Source organism: Janibacter cremeus (genome assembly GCF_029395675.1).
In the GTDB taxonomy this organism is placed as follows: domain Bacteria; phylum Actinomycetota; class Actinomycetes; order Actinomycetales; family Dermatophilaceae; genus Janibacter; species Janibacter cremeus_A.
In genome coordinates this window covers 265,296-283,226 of sequence record NZ_CP115184.1, presented here as the reverse complement: position 1 = coordinate 283,226, position 17,931 = coordinate 265,296, and the positions used below count along the sequence as shown (strand labels likewise).

Sequence of the window (17,931 nt, the reverse complement as noted above, 5' to 3'; positions counted from 1 at the left end):
ATCAGCCGGGGATCCTCCGCGGCCGGACCTGGCAGCGCGGGCAGCTGGTGGAGCTGCGATTCATGAACTGCTCCCGGCGCATCGTCGTGCCGCACCGGGGGCACGGCCGGCCCTCCTGCCCGTAGGCGGACAGCGAGCGGTCGAAGTACCCCGAGGCGCCGTTGACGTTGACGTACAGCGCGTCGAAGCTCGTGCCGCCCTGCTCGAGCGCATCGGACATGACGTCCTTCGCGTGGTCGAGCAGCCGCCCGATGACCGGTCCGGTCAGGGAGCTGGCCAGGCGCTCGCCGTGGATGCCCGCGCGCCACAATGCCTCGTCGGCGTAGATGTTGCCGATGCCGGAGACGACGGTCTGGTTGAGCAGGACCCGCTTGATCCCGCTGCGGCGACGCTTGATGTCCGCGATGACCGCGGACCGGTCGTAGTCCGGGTCGAAGGGGTCGAGGGCGATGTGGGCGATGCTCGTGGGAACCCCGTCGACGAGGTCGGCGAGGGCGAAGCCACCGAACGTGCGCTGGTCGACGAAGCGCAGCTCGTCACCGCCGTCGGTGAACGCCAGGCGCGCGTGGGTGTGCTTCGGCTCCGGTGTCCCGGGCCCGGCGACGAGCATCTGGCCGCTCATCCCGAGGTGGACGATCAGCGCCTCGTCGGGCACCGCCTCCCGGTCCGCCAGGGCGAGCCAGAGGTACTTGCCGCGGCGGTGGGCCCCGGTGAGCACCCGGCCGCGCAGGCGGTCGGCGAGGTCTTGGGGGCCCGCGACGTGGCGGCGGGCGACGCGGTGACCACGGATCTCGGCGTCGGCGACGGTGCGTCCGGCCACGTGGCCGGCGAGACCACGGCGGACGACCTCGACCTCGGGCAGCTCGGGCACGTCAGCCGGTGGCGGCGTCCGTCGCCGGCGACTCGAGGGGCTCCGCCCCCCGGACGGTCTGAGCGGTCAGCGTCGCGTAGGCGCGCTCCGCGGCCTGCTGCTCGGCGTCCTTCTTCGTCCCACCGACACCGGTGCCGAAGACCTCCTCGTCGATGACCGCCTCGGCGGTGAAGGTCTTGTCGTGGTCCGGGCCCTCGTCGCTGGTGCGGTAGCTCGGCGCACCGCGTCCCTGGCCGGCCGCGACCTCCTGCAGGGAGGTCTTCCAGTCCAGACCGGCGCCGAGCTTCGCCGACGAGGTCATCACGGAGTCGAGCAGCTCGTGGACGAGCTTGGCGGCGGCGTCGAGCCCCCGCGGCTGGGGCGTCGAGAGGTAGACGGCCCCGATCACCGCCTCGACGGTGTCGGCGAGGATGGAGTTCTTGTCCCGCCCACCGGTGCTGATCTCGCCCCGGCCGAGGTGGATGAAGGAGCCCAGGTCGATGGCGCGCGCCACGGTGGCCAGGGCCCGCATGTTGACGACCGCGGCGCGCAGCTTGGCCAGGTCACCCTCGGTGACGTCGGTGTGCGTGGTGTGCAGGTGGTCGGTGACCACGAGCCCCAGCACCGAGTCGCCGAGGAACTCCAGGCGCTCGTTGTGGGGCAGCCCACCGTGCTCGTAGGAGTACGAACGGTGCGTCAGCGCACGCGTGAGCAGCGGCTCGTCGACGGGCTCCCCGGTGACCTCTGTGAGGTATCGGGAGAGCTCCTCGACGGGCCGCTGCTGCGGTCGTGAGTTCCTGTCGCCCACTGCGACAGGACGCTCAGGCCTGGTGCTCGGTACGGTCCGCGGTCGCGTAGTAGCGACCCTTGTAGGTGCCGCAGCTCGGGCAGGCCTGGTGGGCCGGCGCCGGGGACTTGCACTGGGGGCAGGTCGACAGCGCAACCGGCGTCGCCTTCCAGTTCGCACGGCGGCTACGGGTGTTCGAGCGCGACATCTTCCGCTTCGGGACGGCCACGTCAGTTCCTCTTCTCTTCGTTGTCCGTAGGCCCCGTGTCGGAGGCCAGAGGCGCCAGCGCCTCGAGTGCCGCCCACCGGGGGTCGATCTGCTCGTGATGGTGCTCCGGGTCGTCCTCGAGCCGTGCCCCGCACTCGGAGCACAGACCCGGGCAGTCGTCCCGGCACACCGGCTGGAACGGCAGGCTCGGAAGCACTGCGTCCCGGAGCACCGGCTCGAGGTCGATCATCTCGTCCTCGATGAGGTGCTCCTCATCCTGGTCGGACTCGGCATCCACCTCGCGGTGGTGCTTCGCCCGGTCGGGCCAGACGAACAGCTCCTGGAACGAGGCATCGACCGGGTGGTCGATCTCGTCCAGGCACCGCACGCAGGCACCGCTGGCAGTGGCGGAGACCGTCCCGGTCACCAGCACGCCCTCGTGCACCGACTCCATGCGTACCTGCAGGTCCATGGGCTGGTCCTGCGGAACGGCAAGGACGTCCGTGCCGAAGTCGGCCGGCGCGCCGACCTCGAGGTCCACTTCGTGCATCGCACCCGGTCGACGACCGACATCCTTGGTGTCGAGCACCAGGGGCGAGGTGAGGGCGTTGCGTTCCATGACTCCAGTCTCCGTCAGAATCGGCCCGCGACTTGGACGACGCAGACCGACGTCCCAGAGTACCGGGGTGACCCCCTTCGCCCCAAACTCGCGGGGCTTCGAGGCTCCTCCGTCGCACCTCAGCCACCACGGGACGGGCTCAGGGCCGCGGCAGGCGCTCCCGGAGGGCGTCGCGCACCTCGTCGGTGACGAGGCCGGTGACGTCGCCGCCGAAGCGCGCGACCTCCTTGACCAGCGAGGAGGAGACGTGCTCGTGGCGCGGGTCGCCGGGCAGGAAGAGCGTCTCGACGCCGGTGAGGTGACGGTTCATCAGCGCCATCGGCCACTCGTAGGAGAAGTCGGTCTCCCCGCGCAGGCCCTTCAGCAGCACCCCGGCCTCGAGCTCGGCACAGACGTCGACGATCAGCCGGTTGGCGAAGGCCTCGACCCGCACGTTGCCCAGGTCGTCGACCTGGTGGTGGATGAAGGCCGCCCGCTCGTCGACGGTGAAGGCCCCCTGCTTCGCCGGGTTGTGCAGGATCGCGACCACGACCTCGTCGAAGAGCGCCGAGGCGCGGCGGAAGACGTCGATGTGACCGACGGTCACGGGGTCGTAGGAGCCGGGGCAGACGGCGCGACGGGTCGTGGAGGTCATGCCAGCGATCGTGCCAGAGACCGGCTCCCGCGCCCGGTCCGACCCCGTCAGCCCTCCGGCTGCTCGTCGTTGGGCAGGAGTCCGTCGTCGTAGGCCTTCTTGACGATCTTCTCCACCGACTCCCGCGTCCCGCAGCCGGAGTCCAGCAGCGAGTTGCGCTTGCTCGTCCACGCCTCGGCCAGCGACTCGCGCAGCTCCTGCGAGGCGTCCTCCTTGGCCGGGTTGAGGATGCTCAGCTCCTCCTCCCCGATGTGGTGGTTGAGGACCTCGGCGACCTCCTCGAGGGCCTCCTCGAACTCCTGCGACCGGCTGTCCTCGACCCGCAGCAACGACAGCAGCGCCTCGTTGGTCGCGGCGTGCTCCTTGTCGCCGTGCTCCTGCTCCTCGCCGTCGATGACCTTCTTCGACTTCAGGTGGGGGTAGACCTCGTGCTCCTCCGCCTCGCTGTGCGCGACGAGCAGGTCGGAGAACGCGGCGCGCGCTGCCTCACGGTCGGCCTCGCTGTCGCGCATGTCGCGCATCAGGTCCTCGAGGAGGCGGTGATCATCGGCGATGAGGTCGGTGATGTCACCGGACGTGGGTTGCGGGATCGTGTAGGTGCTCATGGGGCTTTTCTACCCTGTCCGCAGCGCTCAAATCTGGTAGTCGGGCTCTACCTGGGTGGCGAACCACAGGACGGTCTCGCCGTAGGACTTCGACCCCTGCGAGATGATCCCGTCGGGCCATGTCGGCTCGGGCGAGCGCGAGGAGCGCTCGACGACGATGATCGGCTCCTGCGCGAGCCACTGGTGGGCCAGCAGCATCTCGAGGACCGCCGCGAGGGACTCCTCGGTGACGTCGTAGGGCGGGTCGGCGAGGACGATGTCGTAGCGCAGCGAGGCGGGACGGTCCAGGGCCCGCTCCACGGTGCCCGACTGCAGCCGGGCGCCGGCGACGCCGAGGTCGGAGATGTTGGCGCGGATCGTGGCCGAGGCGCCGCGGTCGGACTCGACGAGCAGCACGCTGGCGGCACCGCGGCTGGCCGCCTCGAGCCCGAGCGCGCCGGAACCGGCGTAGAGGTCCATCACGTGGGCGCCGTCGATGGCGTCGCGTGCCTCCAGCGCGGAGAAGAGCGCTTCGCGCACGCGGTCGCTGGTGGGCCGCGTGCGGTCCCCACCGGGGGTGCGCAGTCGCCGTCCGCCGGCCTCGCCGCTGATGATCCGAGTCACGCGATCCATCATGCGGCATCCGTACGCAGGGGGCGCAACCGGGACGAAGGGGGTCTCACCCCTTCTCGAGGTAGGCCGCCCGCTCCGCGTCGAGCCAGTCGGCGATCCGGTCGCGCAGCGCCGGGTGGGCACCCAGGTCCGGGTCCTCGGTGAGCAGCTCCCCGGCGTCCTCGCGTGCGGCCTCGATGAGGTCCTCGTCGCGCAGCACGGACAGGTGCTGCAGGTGCGTGCGGGCCCCGTGCTGCGCCGAGCCGAGGACGTCACCCTCACGACGCTGGGTCAGGTCGAGGCGCGCCAGCTCGAAGCCGTCGGTGGTCCCCGCGACGGCCTCGAGGCGCTCGAGCGCCGACTCCGTCTCGGTGGCGGTCATGAGCAGGCAGATGCCGGGATCGCCGCCGCGGCCGACGCGGCCGCGCAGCTGGTGCAGCTGGGAGACACCGAAGCGGTCGGCGTCGAGGATGACCATCGTCGAGGCGTTGGGGACGTCGACACCGACCTCGATGACCGTGGTGGAGACGAGCACGTCGATCTCCCCGGCGGTGTAGCGCGCCATGACGGCGTCCTTGTCCTCCGGGGTCATCCGGCCGTGCAGCATCTCGATCCGCAGCCCCTGCAGCGCCGGGTGCTCGCGCAGGACGTCGATGGTCCCGACGACGCCGGCGAGGGGGCGCTCGTGCGCCCCGCCGTCCTCGACCCGCTCCCCGTCGTCCTGCTCGTCGTCGACGACGCCCTCCTCGGCGACGAGGTCGAGGCCCTCCTCGAGATCCCCCTCGCCGTCGTCGTCACCGATGCGTGGGCAGACGACGTACGCCTGGCGGCCGGCAGCGACCTCCTCGGCGACCCGCTGCCAGGTGCGGTCGACCCAGTCCGGTCTCCCGGTGGGCACGAGGTGCGTGGTGATCGGTGCGCGGCCCCGGGGCAGCTCGCGCAGGGTCGACGTCTCCATGTCACCGAAGACGGTCATCGCGACGGTCCGCGGGATCGGCGTCGCGGTCATCACGAGCAGGTGCGGCGGGGTGGTGCCCTTGGCCCGCAGGGCGTCCCGCTGCTCGACGCCGAAGCGGTGCTGCTCGTCGACGACGACGAGGGCCAGGTCACGGAAGCTGACCCTGTCCTCGAGCAGGGCGTGGGTGCCGACGACGATGCCGGCGTCACCGGAGGCGATCTCGAGCAGCGCCTCGCGGCGCCGGGCGGTCGACATCGACCCGGTGAGCAGTGCGACGCGGGTGGCGTGCTCGTCGCCACCGAGCATCCCCCCTTCGGCCAGGTCGCCGAGCATCCGGCGGATGGAGGCCTCGTGCTGGGCGGCGAGGACCTCGGTCGGCGCGAGGAGGACGGCCTGGCCGCCGGCATCGACGGCGGCGAGCATCGCGCGCAGCGCGACCACCGTCTTGCCGGAGCCGACCTCGCCCTGCAGCAGTCGGTGCATCGGTGTCGGACGAGCCAGCTCGTCGAGGATCTCGCCGCTGACCCGCCGCTGGCCCTCGGTCAGCTCGAAGGGCAGGCGCTCGTCGAAGGCACTGAGCAGGCCACCCTCCCGCTGCTGCCGGCCCTCGGTCGCGACCCGGGAGGCGGCGACGCGTCGCTGCCCGAGCAGGCACTGCAGGACGAGGGCCTCCTCGTAGCGCAGTCGGCGGCGGCCGGCGTCGACGTCGTCGTGGGTCCGCGGTGCGTGCACGGCGCGAAGGGCGGCGGCCCGGTCGAGCAGGTCGCGGCGGCTGCGGACCGGCTCGGGGATCGCATCGGTGACCTCGTCGAGCTGGCCCAGGACGAGGCGGACGCAGCGGGTGATCGTCCACGGGTGCACCCCGGGGACGTGCCGGTAGATCGGGATGAGGCCCCGGTGGTCGACGTCGCCGAGCTCGCCCAGGGCGGCGGCCTCCTCGAGCGTGGCGTAGCCGGGGTGGGCCAGCTGCCGGACGCCGCGGTACTCGGTGACCGAGCCGGCGAAGAGGAACTCCTGCCCGGCGACGAGCTTGCGCTCGTGGCCACGGGCATCGAAGAAGGTCACCCGCATCCGGGAGCGCCCGTCGGTGATCGTGGCCTCGAGCATGCGCCCGCGGCGGGACTTCATCGAGCGGGTCTGCGCCGACTCGACGCGGGCGACCGCGACGAGGAAGTCGCCGATGCGCGGCTGGCCGAGGTCGGCCTCGGCGGTGCGGTAGCGGCGGGGCCAGAAGTCGAGGAGCTGGCCGACGGTCTCGATGCCCCGGTGCTTGGCCAGCTTGCCCGCGGCCTGTCCCCCGATGAGGCCCTTGAGCCGGGTGTCCTCCCCCGCCACTACTCCACCCCGAAGAGCAGCGGGTAGTGCGGCTGGCCCCCGTCGATGACCTCGACCTCCACGCGCTGGGACTCCACCCGCGCGGTGAGGCGCTCGACGAGCCCCTCCGGGGCGTCCTCGCCGACGAGGACCGTGACCAGCTCCGCCCCGGTGCCGGTGATGGTGTCCAGGACCTCGCGGGCGACCTCGTCCATGTCGGTCCCGACGATCGTGATGTCACCGGCGACGACACCGAGGACGTCGCCGATCTCGCACGCACCACCGCTGGTCAGACCGGACTTCACCGCGACCGTCACGCCCCCGTGGCGGGTCGCGGCAGCCGTGTGGGTCATCGCCAGGACGTTCTGCGTGACGGTCAGCCCCGGGTCGAAGACCGCGAGGGCGGCCAGCCCCTGGACCGCGGTGGTCGAGCCGATGACGTGGACGGTCCGGCCCTCCTGCGCGGCGGCCCGGGCGGCGACGTCGGCCGCCATCCGCGTGTCCCGGTCGTTGGGCAGGAGGATGACCTCCTCGGTGCCGCCCTCGCGCACGGCTGCCAGGAGCTCCCCCGCGGATGCCCGGTGCCCCGGCCCGGAGGACACGGCGACCGCCCCGGCCTGCGTGATCACCTCGGCGATCCCGGGCCCGGCCGCGCAGGCCACGAGCGAGACCCCGAGCTGCGGCGTGCCGGCCGTCGTCTCCAGGGGGGTGACGACCACACGGTCGGGAGCGCCGTGGGCCAGCCCGACCTGGAGGGCGCCACCGATGTCGTCGGTGTGCACGTGCACGTGCGTGAGGTCCTCGGCGCTGGAGACGACGACGCAGTCCCCGAGCCCGTCGAGCTCCCGGCGCAGGGCGACGACACCGTCCTCCGGGACCTCGCGCAGCAGGTACATCACCTCGTACGCGGGCCCGTCGTGACCGTCGTGGTCGTACCCGGCCGCGGGCGCCCGGTCGCCACCGTCGTGCGACCAGTCGGCACGCCGCTCCAGCGTGGTGTTGAGGATGAAGTCGTCGACGGCGAAGTGCCGCGCCGGTCCCTTGTCGTGCACGACCCGGTCGAGTGCCTCGATGAAGAGCAGGTACCCCGCACCGCCGGCGTCGACGACCCCGGCGTCGGCGAGGACCTGCAGCTGCTCGGGCGTGCGGGCCAGCGCCTCGCGGGCGGCGGTGACGGCGGCGACCGTCAGCTCGCCCAGGCTCCCGCCCTCGCGGGCGACCTGCTCGGCAGCCGCTGCCGTCGCGTCGGCGACGGTGAGGATCGTGCCCTCCTGCGGACGCACGACGCTCTCGCGCGCCCGACGGGCGCCCTGGGCGATGGACCGGGCCACGGCCGGGGTGTCCACGACGGTCAGGTGCTCGCCCGCGACGACGTCGCTCACCCCGCGCACGAGCTGGCTGAGGATCACCCCGGAGTTGCCCCGGGCGGACATCAGGGCCGCCCGGGACATCGCGGCGACCTCGACGTCGAGGCGCGGCGGGCCCTCCTCCCCGAGTCGCTCCTGCTCCGTGCGGGTGGCGTGCAGTGCCTGGTCGAGGGTGAGGTACATGTTGGTCCCGGTGTCCCCGTCGGGAACCGGGTAGACGTTGAGCGCGTCGATCTCGGCGCGGCGCGCGGCGAGCGCAGCCCGGGTCACGACGACCCATCGCCGCACCGACTCGGCGTCCATGACCTCCAGCACGTCGTCACGGTATCCGAGGGGGGCGACAGCACGGTGGACGACGCCCCGCTCGTCGCGCTCCCGCGCCGTTGCAGCGGACCGCAGCCGGGCCGTTTTGGCCCCGGGGGCCGCGCTCCGCTACGCTGTACCGGTTGCCCGGCACCATCTCCCCCTTCGTGGTGGAGCGCCGGAGCGCATCACTCACGTTACTGACGAACACAGGAGATACCCGTGGCTGCCAACTGCGACGTCTGCGGCAAGGGACCGTCCTTCGGACACTCCATCTCGCACTCGCACCGCCGCACCAAGCGTCGCTGGAACCCGAACATCCAGCGGGTTCGGGCCAAGGTGGGCGACGCCGGTGCGACCCCGAAGCGTCTCAATGTCTGCACTTCGTGCCTCAAGGCCGGCAAGGTCCAGCGCTGACCTGCTGACGACGAAGACGCCGCCGCCCGTCCGGGGCGGCGGCTTTTTCGTGCCTGCACCCGCACGAAGGGGGTGAGCCACCCCCTTCGTGCTCACCCGGAGAAGTGGTCCCAGCCGCTGACCGGGGGAACCTCGCCGTCCACGACGACCTCGCCAGCGCCCTCCGCGCACACCCCGACGACCTCCCAGCCGTCGGGGACCTCGTGCGGGAAGGTCGCGGCGAGCGAGTGCTCCTCCCCTCCGGAGAGCACCTGACGCATCGCCTCCTCGGCGCCGAGGGCCAGGGTGAGTGGCCCCGTGGCGAAGGCGGCCAGAGCACGTTCGTCGAGCTCGATGCGCACCCCGCTGGCCCGCGCGACCCGCCCCAGGTCGCGGACGAGGCCGTCGGAGAGGTCGATCATCGCGGTCGCGCCGGCGGCGGAGGCCTCGGGTCCCGCGCGCCACGGGACGTCCTCGGTGCGGCGGTGGACCCGGCACAGCACCTCGACCGCCCGCGCCAGCGGGTCGTCGACGTCGCCGAGGGGCGCGTCGCGGTGCGTGCGGCCGCGACCGGCCAGGAGCAGCTGCAGTCCCCCACCCGAGCGTCCCAGGCTCCCGCGGACCGCGACGACGTCCCCTGCGCCGGCACCGTCACGGCCCACCACGCGACCTCCCCGGAGATCACCGACGGCGGTGATGCCCACGACGATGCTCCCTTCGCCCGCGGAGGACAGGTCTCCCCCGATCACGGGGGCGCCGGCCTCACGGGCGGCCCGGGCGATGCCCTCGGCGAGGGCGATCGCCCACTCGACCTCCGTGGCCGGGTCGGCGGCGAGGGCCACGAGCAGCCCGGTCGGCACCGCACCCATGGCGGCGATGTCGGCGATGTTCTGGGCGACGACCTTGTGTCCGACGTCCATCGGCGAGGACCAGTCGTCGTGCCAGTCGCGTCCGCGGACCATGGAGTCGGTGGTCAGCACCACCGATCCGGACGGCGCGGCGACCACCGCGGCATCGTCCCCGGGACCGACGAGCACCTCCGCGGACCCGGAGGTCCCACCGAAGAGCGGGAAGAGGCGGCGCAGCAGCTCCTCCTCGGAGACGTCCTGCAGGCGGGCCGGGGTCATCCGTCTCTCCTCGGGTGGGCGAAGGGGGTCAGGAGGGCACGGTAGCCTCCCGGCCGTGCCTTCTTCCCCCCGCCGTCGCGCGCGCGCCCTCCCGGTCGCCCCCGGACTGCTCGTCGTGGTGGCCCTGGGCGCCTGCGCCGGGCCCGTGGAGGTCGCGATCCCCGTGCAGGCGGAAACGCCGGCGTGCGCCGCCGCCAGCGAGCGCTGGCCCGCGGAGATCCTCGGCGAGGCACCCACGGAGACCGAGCCGAGCGACCCGACCGTCATCGCCTGGGCGGACCCCGCCGTCATCGCCCGGTGCGGGATGCCCGCCCTCGGACCGACGGAGAACCAGTGCATCGTCGTCGACGGCATCGACTGGGTCGCGGAGGACCTCGGTGACGGGACGAGGCTGACCACCTTCGGGCGGGAGCCGGCGATCGAGGTCCTCGTCCCCGACGAGCACGGGCCGGCCCCGCTCCTGCTCCCGGCGTTCTCCGAGGCCGCGGAGCAGCTGCCGACGAACGACTACTCCTGCAGCTGACGGGTCCGACCTGCGCAACTGCTTAGGCTCCTGCAGCTGACCCCTAGCGCAGGCCGACGGGACGCTCGAGGGCGAGCTGGATGAGTTCGTCGACGAGCTGTGGGTAGGACAGGCCACTCTCCTGCCACATCCGCGGGTACATCGAGGTCGGGGTGAAGCCGGGCATCGTGTTGATCTCGTTGATCAGGACCTTGCCCCGGTCGGTGACGAAGCAGTCGACCCGGGCCGGCCCCTCGCACGCCAGCGCCTCGAAGGCCGCCGCCGCGAGACGACGCACCTCCGTGGCCACGGCCTCCGACAGGTCCGCCGGGCAGGACAGGCGCACGGAGGCGTCGTCGAGGTACTTGGCCTCGAAGTCGTAGAAGTCGTGGCCGTGGCCGGACTCGACGACGATCTCACCGGGCAGGGAGGTCCGCGGGGCGTCGAGCCCCCGTCCCTCCAGCACGGAGCACTCGATCTCGCGGCCGGTGATGCCCTGCTCGACGATGACCTTCAGGTCGTGCTCGCGCGCGGCCTCGATCGCCCCCTCGAGCTGGTCGGGGTGGTCGACCTTGGCCACGCCCATCGACGAGCCGGCGCGGCAGGGCTTGACGAAGACCGGGAAGTTCAGCGCCGAGACGGCGTCCATCGCGGCAGCCTTGTCGCGGCGCCACTCCCGGTCGGTGATCACGGTGTACGGGCCCACGGGGAGCCCGGCACCGGCGAAGACGACCTTCATGTAGTGCTTGTCCATGCCGGCGGCGGAGGCGAGCACCCCGGAGCCGACGTACCGCACGTCGGTGAGCTCGAGCATCCCCTGGAGGGTGCCGTCCTCGCCGTAGGGACCGTGCAGCACCGGGAAGACGACGTCGACCTCGCCGAGGGTCTCGAGCGCCTCTCCGGTGCGGTGCACGCTCAGCGCGCTCTCGCCGACGCGCGTGGGGAGGATGACCGCGGTGCCGGTGTCCTCCACCTGCGGGGTCTGCGTGGCCGTGAGCGCCAGCCGGTCGGGGTCGTCGGGCGCCAGCACCCAGGCACCGTCACGGGTGATGCCGACGGGCACGACGTCGTAGGCGTCGCGGTCGATCGCCCGCAGCACCCCGGCTGCGGTGGCACACGAGACGGCGTGCTCCGAGGACCGACCACCGAAGACGACGGCGACGCGAGGCTTGCGATTCGGATGGCTGCTCATCGACGGAAGACTAACCTCTAACCTTCGGCCATGACCGACCAGCGCCCGAGCTCCCCCGCCCCCGCCCACGCCAGCGAGCTGTCCCCACGGACGCAGGTCGTCGCAGCAGGCCGCCCGCCGCGCGAGCCGGGTGCCTCCCTCAACCCCCCGGTCACCTTCACCTCGACCTACGTCGCCGACGGGCCGATCAACTACGCGCGCGTCGGCAACCCGACGTGGACCCCCTTCGAGGAGGCCGTCGGCGGGCTCGAAGGGGGCGAGGCGCTCCTCTACTCCTCGGGCATGGCCGCGGTCGCGGCCGTCCTCGCCCTCGTCCCCGTCGGCGGGGTCGTCGTCGCCCCCGCCGCCGCGTACAACGGTGTCGTCGTCTCGCTCACCGAGGCGGCCGAGGCCGGACGGCTCGAGGTGCGCTGGGTCGACGTCGCCGACGCCGCGGGGGTCCGTGCGGCCCTGCCCGGCGCCGACCTGCTCTGGCTGGAGTCCCCGACCAACCCCCTTCTCGACGTCGCCGACCTGGCGGGGCTCACCGCGGCGGCGCACGAGGTCGGCGCGCTGGTCGCCGTGGACAACACCTTCGCCACCCCACTGCTGCAGCGTCCCCTCGAGGACGGGGCCGACGTCGTCGTGCACTCGGCGACGAAGTACCTCTCCGGCCACTCCGACGTGATCCTCGGCCTGACGGTCACCGCCGACGACGACCGGGGCCGCGGTCTGCGGGCGCGGCTGGCACGCCACCGCACGCTCGGTGGGGCCATCGCCGGTCCGATGGAGGCCTGGCTCGCCCTGCGCGGGCTGCGCACCCTCTCCCTTCGCCTGGAACGGGCCTGCGACAACGCCGCCGAGCTCGCCCGACGGCTGGCCGACCACCCGCGGATCTCGCGGGTGCGCTACCCCGGGTGGGGCGCGATCGTGTCCGTCGAGGTCGTCGGCGCCACCGACGGTGTCGAGGAGGCCGAGGCCGTCGCCGCCGGGACGCGCATCTGGTCCAACTCGACCAGCCTCGGTGGTGTCGAGTCGCAGCTCGAGCGCCGCCGGCGCCAGCCCGGCGAGCCCGAGGCCGTCCCCGTCAACCTCGTGCGGCTGTCGGTCGGTGTCGAGGACGTCGACGACCTGTGGCGCGACCTGGAGCAGTCCCTGAACGCGCTCGGCTGAGTTACGGGGCCGCGGGAGGGCCACCCCGGTCCGGCGGAGGTCAGTCCGTCTCGGACTTGCGGGCCCGGGCGAGCAGCTCGCGCCCGATCTCGGTGACCTGGACGCCGTCGTGCACCGCGCGGTTGACCTGCTCGATGATCGGCACGTCGACGCCGTTGCCGTGGGCGAGCTCGAGGATCGAGGAGCAGGACTTCACGCCCTCCGCCGTCTGCTTGGCCTGCGCGGTGACCTCCTCCAGCGTCAGCCCCTGACCGAGCTTGACCCCGAAGGAGTGGTTGCGCGACAGGGGCGACATGCACGTGGCGATGAGGTCGCCGACGCCGGCGAGGCCGGACATCGTCCGCGGGTCCGCACCCAGTGCCGTGGCCAGGCGGGTCGTCTCGGCGAGCCCCCGGGTGATGATCGTCGCCTTGGTGTTGTCGCCCATCCCCAGGCCGGAGGCCATGCCCACGGCGAGCGCGATGACGTTCTTGACCGCTCCCCCGATCTCCGCGCCGACGAGGTCGGGCGAGGTGTAGGGCCGGAAGTAGCTCGTCGAGCACGCGGCGGCGACGGTGTCGGCGGAGCGCTCGTCCGGGCACGCGACGACGGTGGCGGCCGGCTGGCGCTGGATGATCTCGCGGGAGAGGTTCGGGCCGCTCACGGCGACGATCCGCTCGAACGGGACCCCGGCCACCTCGTGGATGACCTCGCTCATCCGCTTCGTCGTGCCGAGCTCGATCCCCTTCATCAGCGAGACGATGATCTTGTCCCCGGTCAGGAGCGGGGCCCACTCGGTGAGGTTCTCGCGCAGGGACTGCGAGGGCACCGAGAGGATGACGATCTCGGCGCCGTCGACGACGTGTGCGGGGTCGCTCGAGGCGGAGATGCGCGAGGAGAGCTCGATCCCGGGCGCGTAGTCCTCGTTGACGCCCCGGTTGAGCTGCTCGACCAGCTCGGGGCGTCGGCCCCACACGCGCACGTCGTTCCCCGCGTCGGCGAGGATCGCGGCGAAGGCGGTCCCCCAGCTCCCGGCACCAAAGACGGCGATGTGGTTCACGACTCTCCTCCTGATCGGTAGTCACCCGTGGACCGCAGTCCGTGGGCCTTGGGGTCGAAGCGCTCGGCCGGGGCCTTCTCCCCGCGCAGCTGCTCCAGCTCGTGGGTGAGCGCCTGCATGATCCGGTCGGTGCCCGTCCGGATCGCCTCGCGGGTCACCGGGTCCGAGCGTAGGTCCGCCAGCTCGACCGGTGGGCCGAAGCGGATGCGCACCAGGGTCCGTCGCCGCGTCGGCGTCGGCCTCCTGGCGTACGGGGCCAGCAGGTCCTGCGGCCCCCACTGGGCGATCGGGATGACCGGGCAGCCGGCGTGCAGCGCCAGGCGTGCCGCACCGGTCTTGCCGCGCATGGGCCACAGGTCGGGGTCGCGGGTGAGCGAGCCCTCGGGGTAGACCGCGACGCACGCGCCCGCCTCGATCGCCCGGACGGCGGGCCCGATCGACCGGGCCGCGGTCACCGTCTCGCGGTCGACCCGCACCTGGTTGGTGTGCCGCATGACCGACCGGACGACGGGGGCCTCGAAGAGGCTGCTCTTGGCGAGGAAGACCGGCGGGCGACCCTGGTTGTACAGCACGTGCGCCCACGGGAAGGGGTCGATGTGCGAGACGTGGTTCGGCGCCACGATGAAGCCGCCCGAGCGCGGGAGGTGCTCCAGCCCGCTCACCTCGTAGCGCATCAGCGACCGCAGGACCGGGCGCAGGATGCCGGCGACGACCCGGTACATGACCGGTGTCGGCAGGCGGTTTGCGGTCATGTCACCTCTCGGTCCGGGGCGGCGCCGTCGGCGCCTCGGGTGGAGGGTTCAGCCTATGACACGACTACCCTCGGACCCGTGCAAGCCACGGTCTTCTCCCAGTCTCCCGACACCGGCGCCGTCGTGGTCACCGATGCCGGTCTCTCCCACGACGTCGCCCCCGAGGTCGTCGCGGCCAGCGGCCTGCGGTTCCTGCGCCCCGGGCAGCGGGTGAGCATCACCGAGACCGACGGTGTCATCACCCGGCTGTGGATCGTCGGGATCGGCGACGACGAGACGATCACCTGAGCGACCCCCGGGGCGAAGGGGGTGTGGGACCGGCCGAGGGGCCGTCACGGCGATCCGTGGCGGCCCCTCGGCGCTGTCCCACCGCGGTGCGGTGAGGACGTGGTCTCAGCTGGAGCCCGAGCCGGAGTCCGAGCTGCTCGACGTGGACTTCGACGCGGTGCTCTTCTTCGCCGGGGTCGACTTCTTGGCCGACGACGACTTCGAGGCCGTGCTCTTCTTCGCCGGGGTCGACTTCTTCGCCGACGACGACTTCGACGCCGTGCTCTTCTTCGCCGGGGTCGACTTCTTCGCGGTCGAGGACGACGAGCCGGACTTCTTGGCGGGGGTCGACTTCTTGGCCGACGAGGCCGTGGACTTCTTCGCCGCCGAGGACGTCGAGGCCGTCTTCTTGGCGGGCGAGGACTTCTTCGCAGCCGAGGTCTTCGTCGCGGTGGACTTCTTCGCGGTGGACTTCTTTGCCCCCGTCTTCTTCGCGGCGGTGGACGAGCCCTCCGACGCGGCCTTCTTGGCCTTCTTCCCACCGGGCATCGCGCTACCGGCGATGGTCCGGGCGGTTCCCGCAGCGGAGGTGACGGTGCCGGCAGCGGCACGCGCGGCGGCGGGTGCGGCCTTCGGCAGTGACTTGGGATCGGCGACGTAGGTCTTGAAGCTCGTCCCGGCCTTGAACCGCGGGACGGTGGTCTTCTTGATCTTCACGACCTCACCGGTGCGCGGGTTGCGGCCGGTGCGAGCGGCGCGGGCCGCCTTCTCGAAGGTGCCGAAACCCGTGATGGCGACGCGTCCCCCCTTGGCGACCTCACGGACGATCGTGTCGAGCACGACCTCCAGTGCTTCCTGGGCCGCCTTCCGGCTGCCCAACCTCTCCTCGAGAGCCTTGACGAGTTCTGCCTTGTTCACGGTCACTCCCGTAGCGGTTCGGCGCCGGGCAGTCCCCGGCTCGGACAGCCGAGTCGTTCACCCGACCTGTACACGACGGTAGGGGTGGTGGCGCTCCCGGTGGAGCATTTCGGGGTGACCAGTTTTTCTTGGCGCACAAGCGCATTCGTGACCATGTGCCCGGGTCACGAGGGCGTCATGACCGGCGGGCGCCGGCGGCGGGAGCGGGCCGACCGACGAGCGCTGTTGTGCCCCAACGAGGTTCGTCAGGAGCTCTCGACTCGGGCGGGCTGGGTCGTCGGCTTCCAGCTGGGGCGCGATGCCTCGAAGTCGGTGACGTCCTGCTCGTGGCGCAGCGTCAGGCCGATGTCGTCGAGCCCCTCGATCAGGCGCCAGCGGGTGTAGTCGTCGACGTGGAAGGCGCAGGTGATGTCGCCCGCGACAACGGTCTTCGCCGTCAGGTCGACGGTGATCTCCGCGCCCGGGGTGTTCTCGAGGTACTTCCACAGCAGCTCGACGTCGTCCTGGGCGACCTGCGCGGCGAGCAGGCCCTGCTTGCCGGAGTTGCCCCTGAAGATGTCGGCGAAGCGGGAGGAGATGACGACCCTGAAGCCGTAGTCCTTCAGCGCCCACACCGCGTGCTCGCGCGAGGAGCCCGTGCCGAAGTCGGGACCGACGACGAGGACCGAGCCGTCGCGGTACGCGGGCTGGTTGAGCACGAAGGTCTCGTCATTTCGCCACGCGGCGAAGAGGCCGTCCTCGAACCCGGTGCGCGAGACCCGCTTGAGGTAGACGGCCGGGATGATCTGGTCGGTGTCGACATTGCTGCGGCGCAGCGGGACACCGGTGCCGGTGTGCGTCGTGAACTTCTCCATGGCTGCTCCTCAGGCTCCGACGACGTCGTCGAGATCGGCGGGACTCGACAGGGTGCCGCGCACGGCGGTGGCCGCGGCCACCAGCGGGGAGACGAGGTGGGTGCGACCCCCCTTCCCCTGGCGTCCCTCGAAGTTGCGGTTGCTCGTCGAGGCGGACCGCTCCCCCGGCGAGAGGATGTCGGGGTTCATGCCCAGGCACATCGAGCAGCCGGGCAGACGCCACTCGGCGCCCGCCTCGGTGAAGACCGTGTCCAGGCCCTCCTCCTCCGCCTGCAGGCGCACGCGGGCGGACCCGGGCACCACGAGCATGCGCACGCTGTCGGCCACGTGGCGGCCCTTGACGATCTCGGCCGCGGCGCGCAGGTCCTCGATGCGGCCGTTGGTGCACGAACCGACGAAGACGGTGTCGATCGCGATCTCTCGCAGCGGCGTGCCCGCGGTCAGGTCCATGTACTCCAGGGCCTTCGTGGCAGCGAAGCGCGCGTCCTCGTCGGCCATGGCCGCCGGGTCCGGGACGGCCTCGGACAGCGGGGACCCCTGACCGGGGTTGGTCCCCCAGGTGACGAAGGGGGTCAACGTCGAGGCGTCGATGTCGACCTCGGCGTCGAAGACGGCGTCGTCGTCGGTGCGCAGCTGCCGCCAGCTCTCGACGGCGGCGTCCCAGTCGACGCCGGCCGGCGCGTGGTCGCGGCCCTCGAGGTAGGCGAAGGTCGTCTCGTCCGGGGCGATCATGCCGGCCCGGGCGCCGGCCTCGATCGACATGTTGCACACGGTCATCCGGGCCTCCATCGACAGGGCCTCGATGGCCTCGCCGCGGTACTCCAGGACGTAGCCCTGGCCGCCGCCGGTGCCGATCTTCGCGATGACCGCGAGGATGATGTCCTTCGCCGTCACGCCCGGCTGCAGCTCGCCGTGGACGTTGATCGCCATCGTCCTGAAGGGGTTGAGCGAGAGCGTCTGGGTGGCCAGGACGTGCTCGACCTCGCTGGTGCCGATGCCGAAGGCGAGCGCACCGAAGGCACCGTGGGTGCTCGTGTGGCTGTCGCCGCAGACGACGGTCGTGCCGGGCTGGGTCAGCCCCAGCTGCGGACCGACGACGTGGACGATGCCCTGCTCGGCATCGCCCATCGGGTAGAGCTTCACCCCGAACTCGGCGCAGTTGTCGCGCAGCGTCTCGACCTGGATCTTGCTCACCGGGTCGGTGATGGGGCCGGGCGTCGTCGGGACGTTGTGGTCCTCGGTCGCGAGCGTGAGATCGGGACGGCGGACGGGCCGACCGGCGAGGCGCAGCCCCTCGAAGGCCTGCGGACTCGTCACCTCGTGCAGGAGGTGCAGGTCGATGTAGAGCAGGTCGGGCTCGCCCTCGTTGCGACGGACGACGTGGGCGTCCCACACCTTCTCGGCCAGCGTTCCAGCCATGTCCTCATCCTCATCCCATGCGGTGTGCCACAGATGTGCACGGTGTCTGTCGACCGACATTCGCATGCCGTCGGACC

Annotated in this window: 20 protein-coding genes and 1 pseudogene; 5 read left to right on the top strand and 16 right to left on the bottom strand. The window is 72.1% G+C overall.

Annotated features, from left to right (window positions below; all coding sequences use genetic code 11):
- Window position 1 precedes the first annotated feature (1 nt).
- The 9 genes from mutM to O9K63_RS01260 form a co-directional block, all read right to left on the bottom strand.
- The gene (mutM, locus tag O9K63_RS01300) at window positions 2–871 is read right to left on the bottom strand and encodes a bifunctional DNA-formamidopyrimidine glycosylase/DNA-(apurinic or apyrimidinic site) lyase (RefSeq protein WP_277239992.1); all 870 of its coding nucleotides are present in this window, start codon (window positions 869–871) and stop codon (window positions 2–4) included.
- A gap of 1 nt (window position 872) precedes the next feature.
- On the bottom strand, window positions 873–1,658 hold the full coding sequence (rnc, locus tag O9K63_RS01295) for a ribonuclease III (protein ID WP_277239991.1): 786 nt from the start codon (window positions 1,656–1,658) through the stop codon (window positions 873–875).
- Between the two features lie 13 nt (window positions 1,659–1,671).
- Entirely contained in the window at window positions 1,672–1,866 is a 195-nt protein-coding gene (gene rpmF, locus O9K63_RS01290; RefSeq protein WP_277239990.1) for a 50S ribosomal protein L32, read from the bottom strand.
- 1 nt (window position 1,867) lies between these two features.
- Complete coding sequence (locus O9K63_RS01285; protein WP_277239989.1) at window positions 1,868–2,464, bottom strand: YceD family protein; 597 nt, start codon at window positions 2,462–2,464, stop codon at window positions 1,868–1,870.
- Window positions 2,465–2,603: 139 nt separating this feature from the next.
- Window positions 2,604–3,098, bottom strand: a complete 495-nt coding sequence (gene coaD, locus O9K63_RS01280; RefSeq protein ID WP_277239988.1) for a pantetheine-phosphate adenylyltransferase — start codon at window positions 3,096–3,098, stop codon at window positions 2,604–2,606.
- 47 nt (window positions 3,099–3,145) lie between these two features.
- Complete coding sequence (locus O9K63_RS01275) at window positions 3,146–3,703, bottom strand: hemerythrin domain-containing protein (RefSeq protein WP_277239987.1); 558 nt, start codon at window positions 3,701–3,703, stop codon at window positions 3,146–3,148.
- A 27-nt stretch (window positions 3,704–3,730) separates the two neighbouring features.
- Complete coding sequence (gene rsmD / locus O9K63_RS01270; RefSeq protein ID WP_277239986.1) at window positions 3,731–4,306, bottom strand: 16S rRNA (guanine(966)-N(2))-methyltransferase RsmD; 576 nt, start codon at window positions 4,304–4,306, stop codon at window positions 3,731–3,733.
- Between the two features lie 55 nt (window positions 4,307–4,361).
- Window positions 4,362–6,587, bottom strand: coding sequence for an ATP-dependent DNA helicase RecG (locus tag O9K63_RS01265; protein ID WP_277239985.1), 2,226 nt, complete (start codon window positions 6,585–6,587; stop codon window positions 4,362–4,364).
- Window positions 6,587–8,248, bottom strand: coding sequence for a DAK2 domain-containing protein (locus O9K63_RS01260; RefSeq protein WP_277239984.1), 1,662 nt, complete (start codon window positions 8,246–8,248; stop codon window positions 6,587–6,589). The genes O9K63_RS01265 and O9K63_RS01260 overlap by 1 nt, the downstream gene beginning before the upstream one ends.
- 210 nt (window positions 8,249–8,458) lie before the next feature.
- On the opposite strand from O9K63_RS01260, the gene rpmB reads away from it, so the two are divergent.
- Window positions 8,459–8,653 carry a 50S ribosomal protein L28 gene (gene rpmB, locus O9K63_RS01255; protein ID WP_185990182.1) on the top strand — a complete coding sequence of 65 codons (195 nt, stop codon included), beginning with the start codon at window positions 8,459–8,461 and terminating at the stop codon, window positions 8,651–8,653.
- 92 nt (window positions 8,654–8,745) lie between these two features.
- Here the strand turns inward: rpmB and thiL are convergent, their stop codons facing one another.
- The gene (gene thiL, locus O9K63_RS01250; RefSeq protein WP_277239983.1) at window positions 8,746–9,759 is read right to left on the bottom strand and encodes a thiamine-phosphate kinase; all 1,014 of its coding nucleotides are present in this window, start codon (window positions 9,757–9,759) and stop codon (window positions 8,746–8,748) included.
- Window positions 9,760–9,814: 55 nt separating this feature from the next.
- On the opposite strand from thiL, the gene O9K63_RS01245 reads away from it, so the two are divergent.
- Window positions 9,815–10,282 carry a DUF3515 family protein gene (locus O9K63_RS01245; protein ID WP_277239982.1) on the top strand — a complete coding sequence of 156 codons (468 nt, stop codon included), beginning with the start codon at window positions 9,815–9,817 and terminating at the stop codon, window positions 10,280–10,282.
- A 43-nt stretch (window positions 10,283–10,325) separates the two neighbouring features.
- On the opposite strand, the gene O9K63_RS01240 is transcribed toward O9K63_RS01245, so the two are convergent.
- Window positions 10,326–11,453 (bottom strand): D-alanine--D-alanine ligase family protein, encoded by a 1,128-nt coding sequence (locus O9K63_RS01240; RefSeq protein WP_277239981.1) that lies wholly within the window; start codon window positions 11,451–11,453, stop codon window positions 10,326–10,328.
- Between the two features lie 30 nt (window positions 11,454–11,483).
- Here O9K63_RS01240 and O9K63_RS01235 point away from each other — a divergent pair, with 30 nt between their 5' ends.
- Entirely contained in the window at window positions 11,484–12,605 is a 1,122-nt protein-coding gene (locus tag O9K63_RS01235; protein WP_277239980.1) for a trans-sulfuration enzyme family protein, read from the top strand.
- A gap of 40 nt (window positions 12,606–12,645) precedes the next feature.
- On the opposite strand, the gene O9K63_RS01230 is transcribed toward O9K63_RS01235, so the two are convergent.
- Together O9K63_RS01230 and O9K63_RS01225 are read right to left on the bottom strand one after the other, a co-directional pair.
- Window positions 12,646–13,644: an NAD(P)H-dependent glycerol-3-phosphate dehydrogenase gene (locus O9K63_RS01230; RefSeq protein ID WP_277239979.1), complete on the bottom strand. Its 999-nt coding sequence runs from the start codon at window positions 13,642–13,644 to the stop codon at window positions 12,646–12,648.
- Window positions 13,641–14,396, bottom strand: coding sequence for a lysophospholipid acyltransferase family protein (locus O9K63_RS01225; protein WP_277239978.1), 756 nt, complete (start codon window positions 14,394–14,396; stop codon window positions 13,641–13,643). Before O9K63_RS01225 ends, O9K63_RS01230 begins: the two co-directional genes overlap by 4 nt.
- Window positions 14,397–14,474: 78 nt before the next feature.
- Here O9K63_RS01225 and O9K63_RS01220 point away from each other — a divergent pair, with 78 nt between their 5' ends.
- Window positions 14,475–14,684: a hypothetical protein gene (locus O9K63_RS01220; RefSeq protein WP_277239977.1), complete on the top strand. Its 210-nt coding sequence runs from the start codon at window positions 14,475–14,477 to the stop codon at window positions 14,682–14,684.
- A 91-nt stretch (window positions 14,685–14,775) separates the two neighbouring features.
- On the top strand, window positions 14,776–15,324 hold the full coding sequence (locus O9K63_RS01215; RefSeq protein ID WP_277242352.1) for a hypothetical protein: 549 nt from the start codon (window positions 14,776–14,778) through the stop codon (window positions 15,322–15,324).
- Window positions 15,325–15,380: 56 nt separating this feature from the next.
- Here O9K63_RS01215 and O9K63_RS01210 read toward each other — a convergent pair.
- The 3 genes and pseudogenes from O9K63_RS01210 to leuC form a co-directional block, all read right to left on the bottom strand.
- Window positions 15,381–15,581, bottom strand: a pseudogene (locus O9K63_RS01210) (HU family DNA-binding protein); the annotation flags it as partial.
- 245 nt (window positions 15,582–15,826) lie between these two features.
- A complete protein-coding gene (gene leuD, locus O9K63_RS01205) occupies window positions 15,827–16,435 on the bottom strand; it encodes a 3-isopropylmalate dehydratase small subunit (protein ID WP_277239976.1) in 609 nt (202 codons plus the stop codon).
- A gap of 9 nt (window positions 16,436–16,444) precedes the next feature.
- On the bottom strand, window positions 16,445–17,854 hold the full coding sequence (leuC, locus tag O9K63_RS01200; protein WP_277239975.1) for a 3-isopropylmalate dehydratase large subunit: 1,410 nt from the start codon (window positions 17,852–17,854) through the stop codon (window positions 16,445–16,447).
- Between the last annotated feature and the right edge of the window lie 77 nt (window positions 17,855–17,931).

Excerpts from the sequence above, each read along its gene's own strand:
- O9K63_RS01285 (WP_277239989.1), bottom strand. The coding sequence starts at position 2,464 with ATGGAACGCAACGCCCTCACCTCGCCCCTGGTGCTCGACACCAAGGAT.
- coaD (WP_277239988.1), bottom strand. The coding sequence starts at position 3,098 with ATGACCTCCACGACCCGTCGCGCCGTCTGCCCCGGCTCCTACGACCCC.
- O9K63_RS01275 (WP_277239987.1), bottom strand. The coding sequence starts at position 3,703 with ATGAGCACCTACACGATCCCGCAACCCACGTCCGGTGACATCACCGAC.
- thiL (WP_277239983.1), bottom strand. The coding sequence starts at position 9,759 with ATGACCCCGGCCCGCCTGCAGGACGTCTCCGAGGAGGAGCTGCTGCGC.
- O9K63_RS01240 (WP_277239981.1), bottom strand. The coding sequence starts at position 11,453 with ATGAGCAGCCATCCGAATCGCAAGCCTCGCGTCGCCGTCGTCTTCGGT.
- O9K63_RS01235 (WP_277239980.1), top strand. The coding sequence starts at position 11,484 with ATGACCGACCAGCGCCCGAGCTCCCCCGCCCCCGCCCACGCCAGCGAG.
- O9K63_RS01225 (WP_277239978.1), bottom strand. The coding sequence starts at position 14,396 with ATGACCGCAAACCGCCTGCCGACACCGGTCATGTACCGGGTCGTCGCC.
- leuD (WP_277239976.1), bottom strand. The coding sequence starts at position 16,435 with ATGGAGAAGTTCACGACGCACACCGGCACCGGTGTCCCGCTGCGCCGC.
- leuC (WP_277239975.1), bottom strand. The coding sequence starts at position 17,854 with ATGGCTGGAACGCTGGCCGAGAAGGTGTGGGACGCCCACGTCGTCCGT.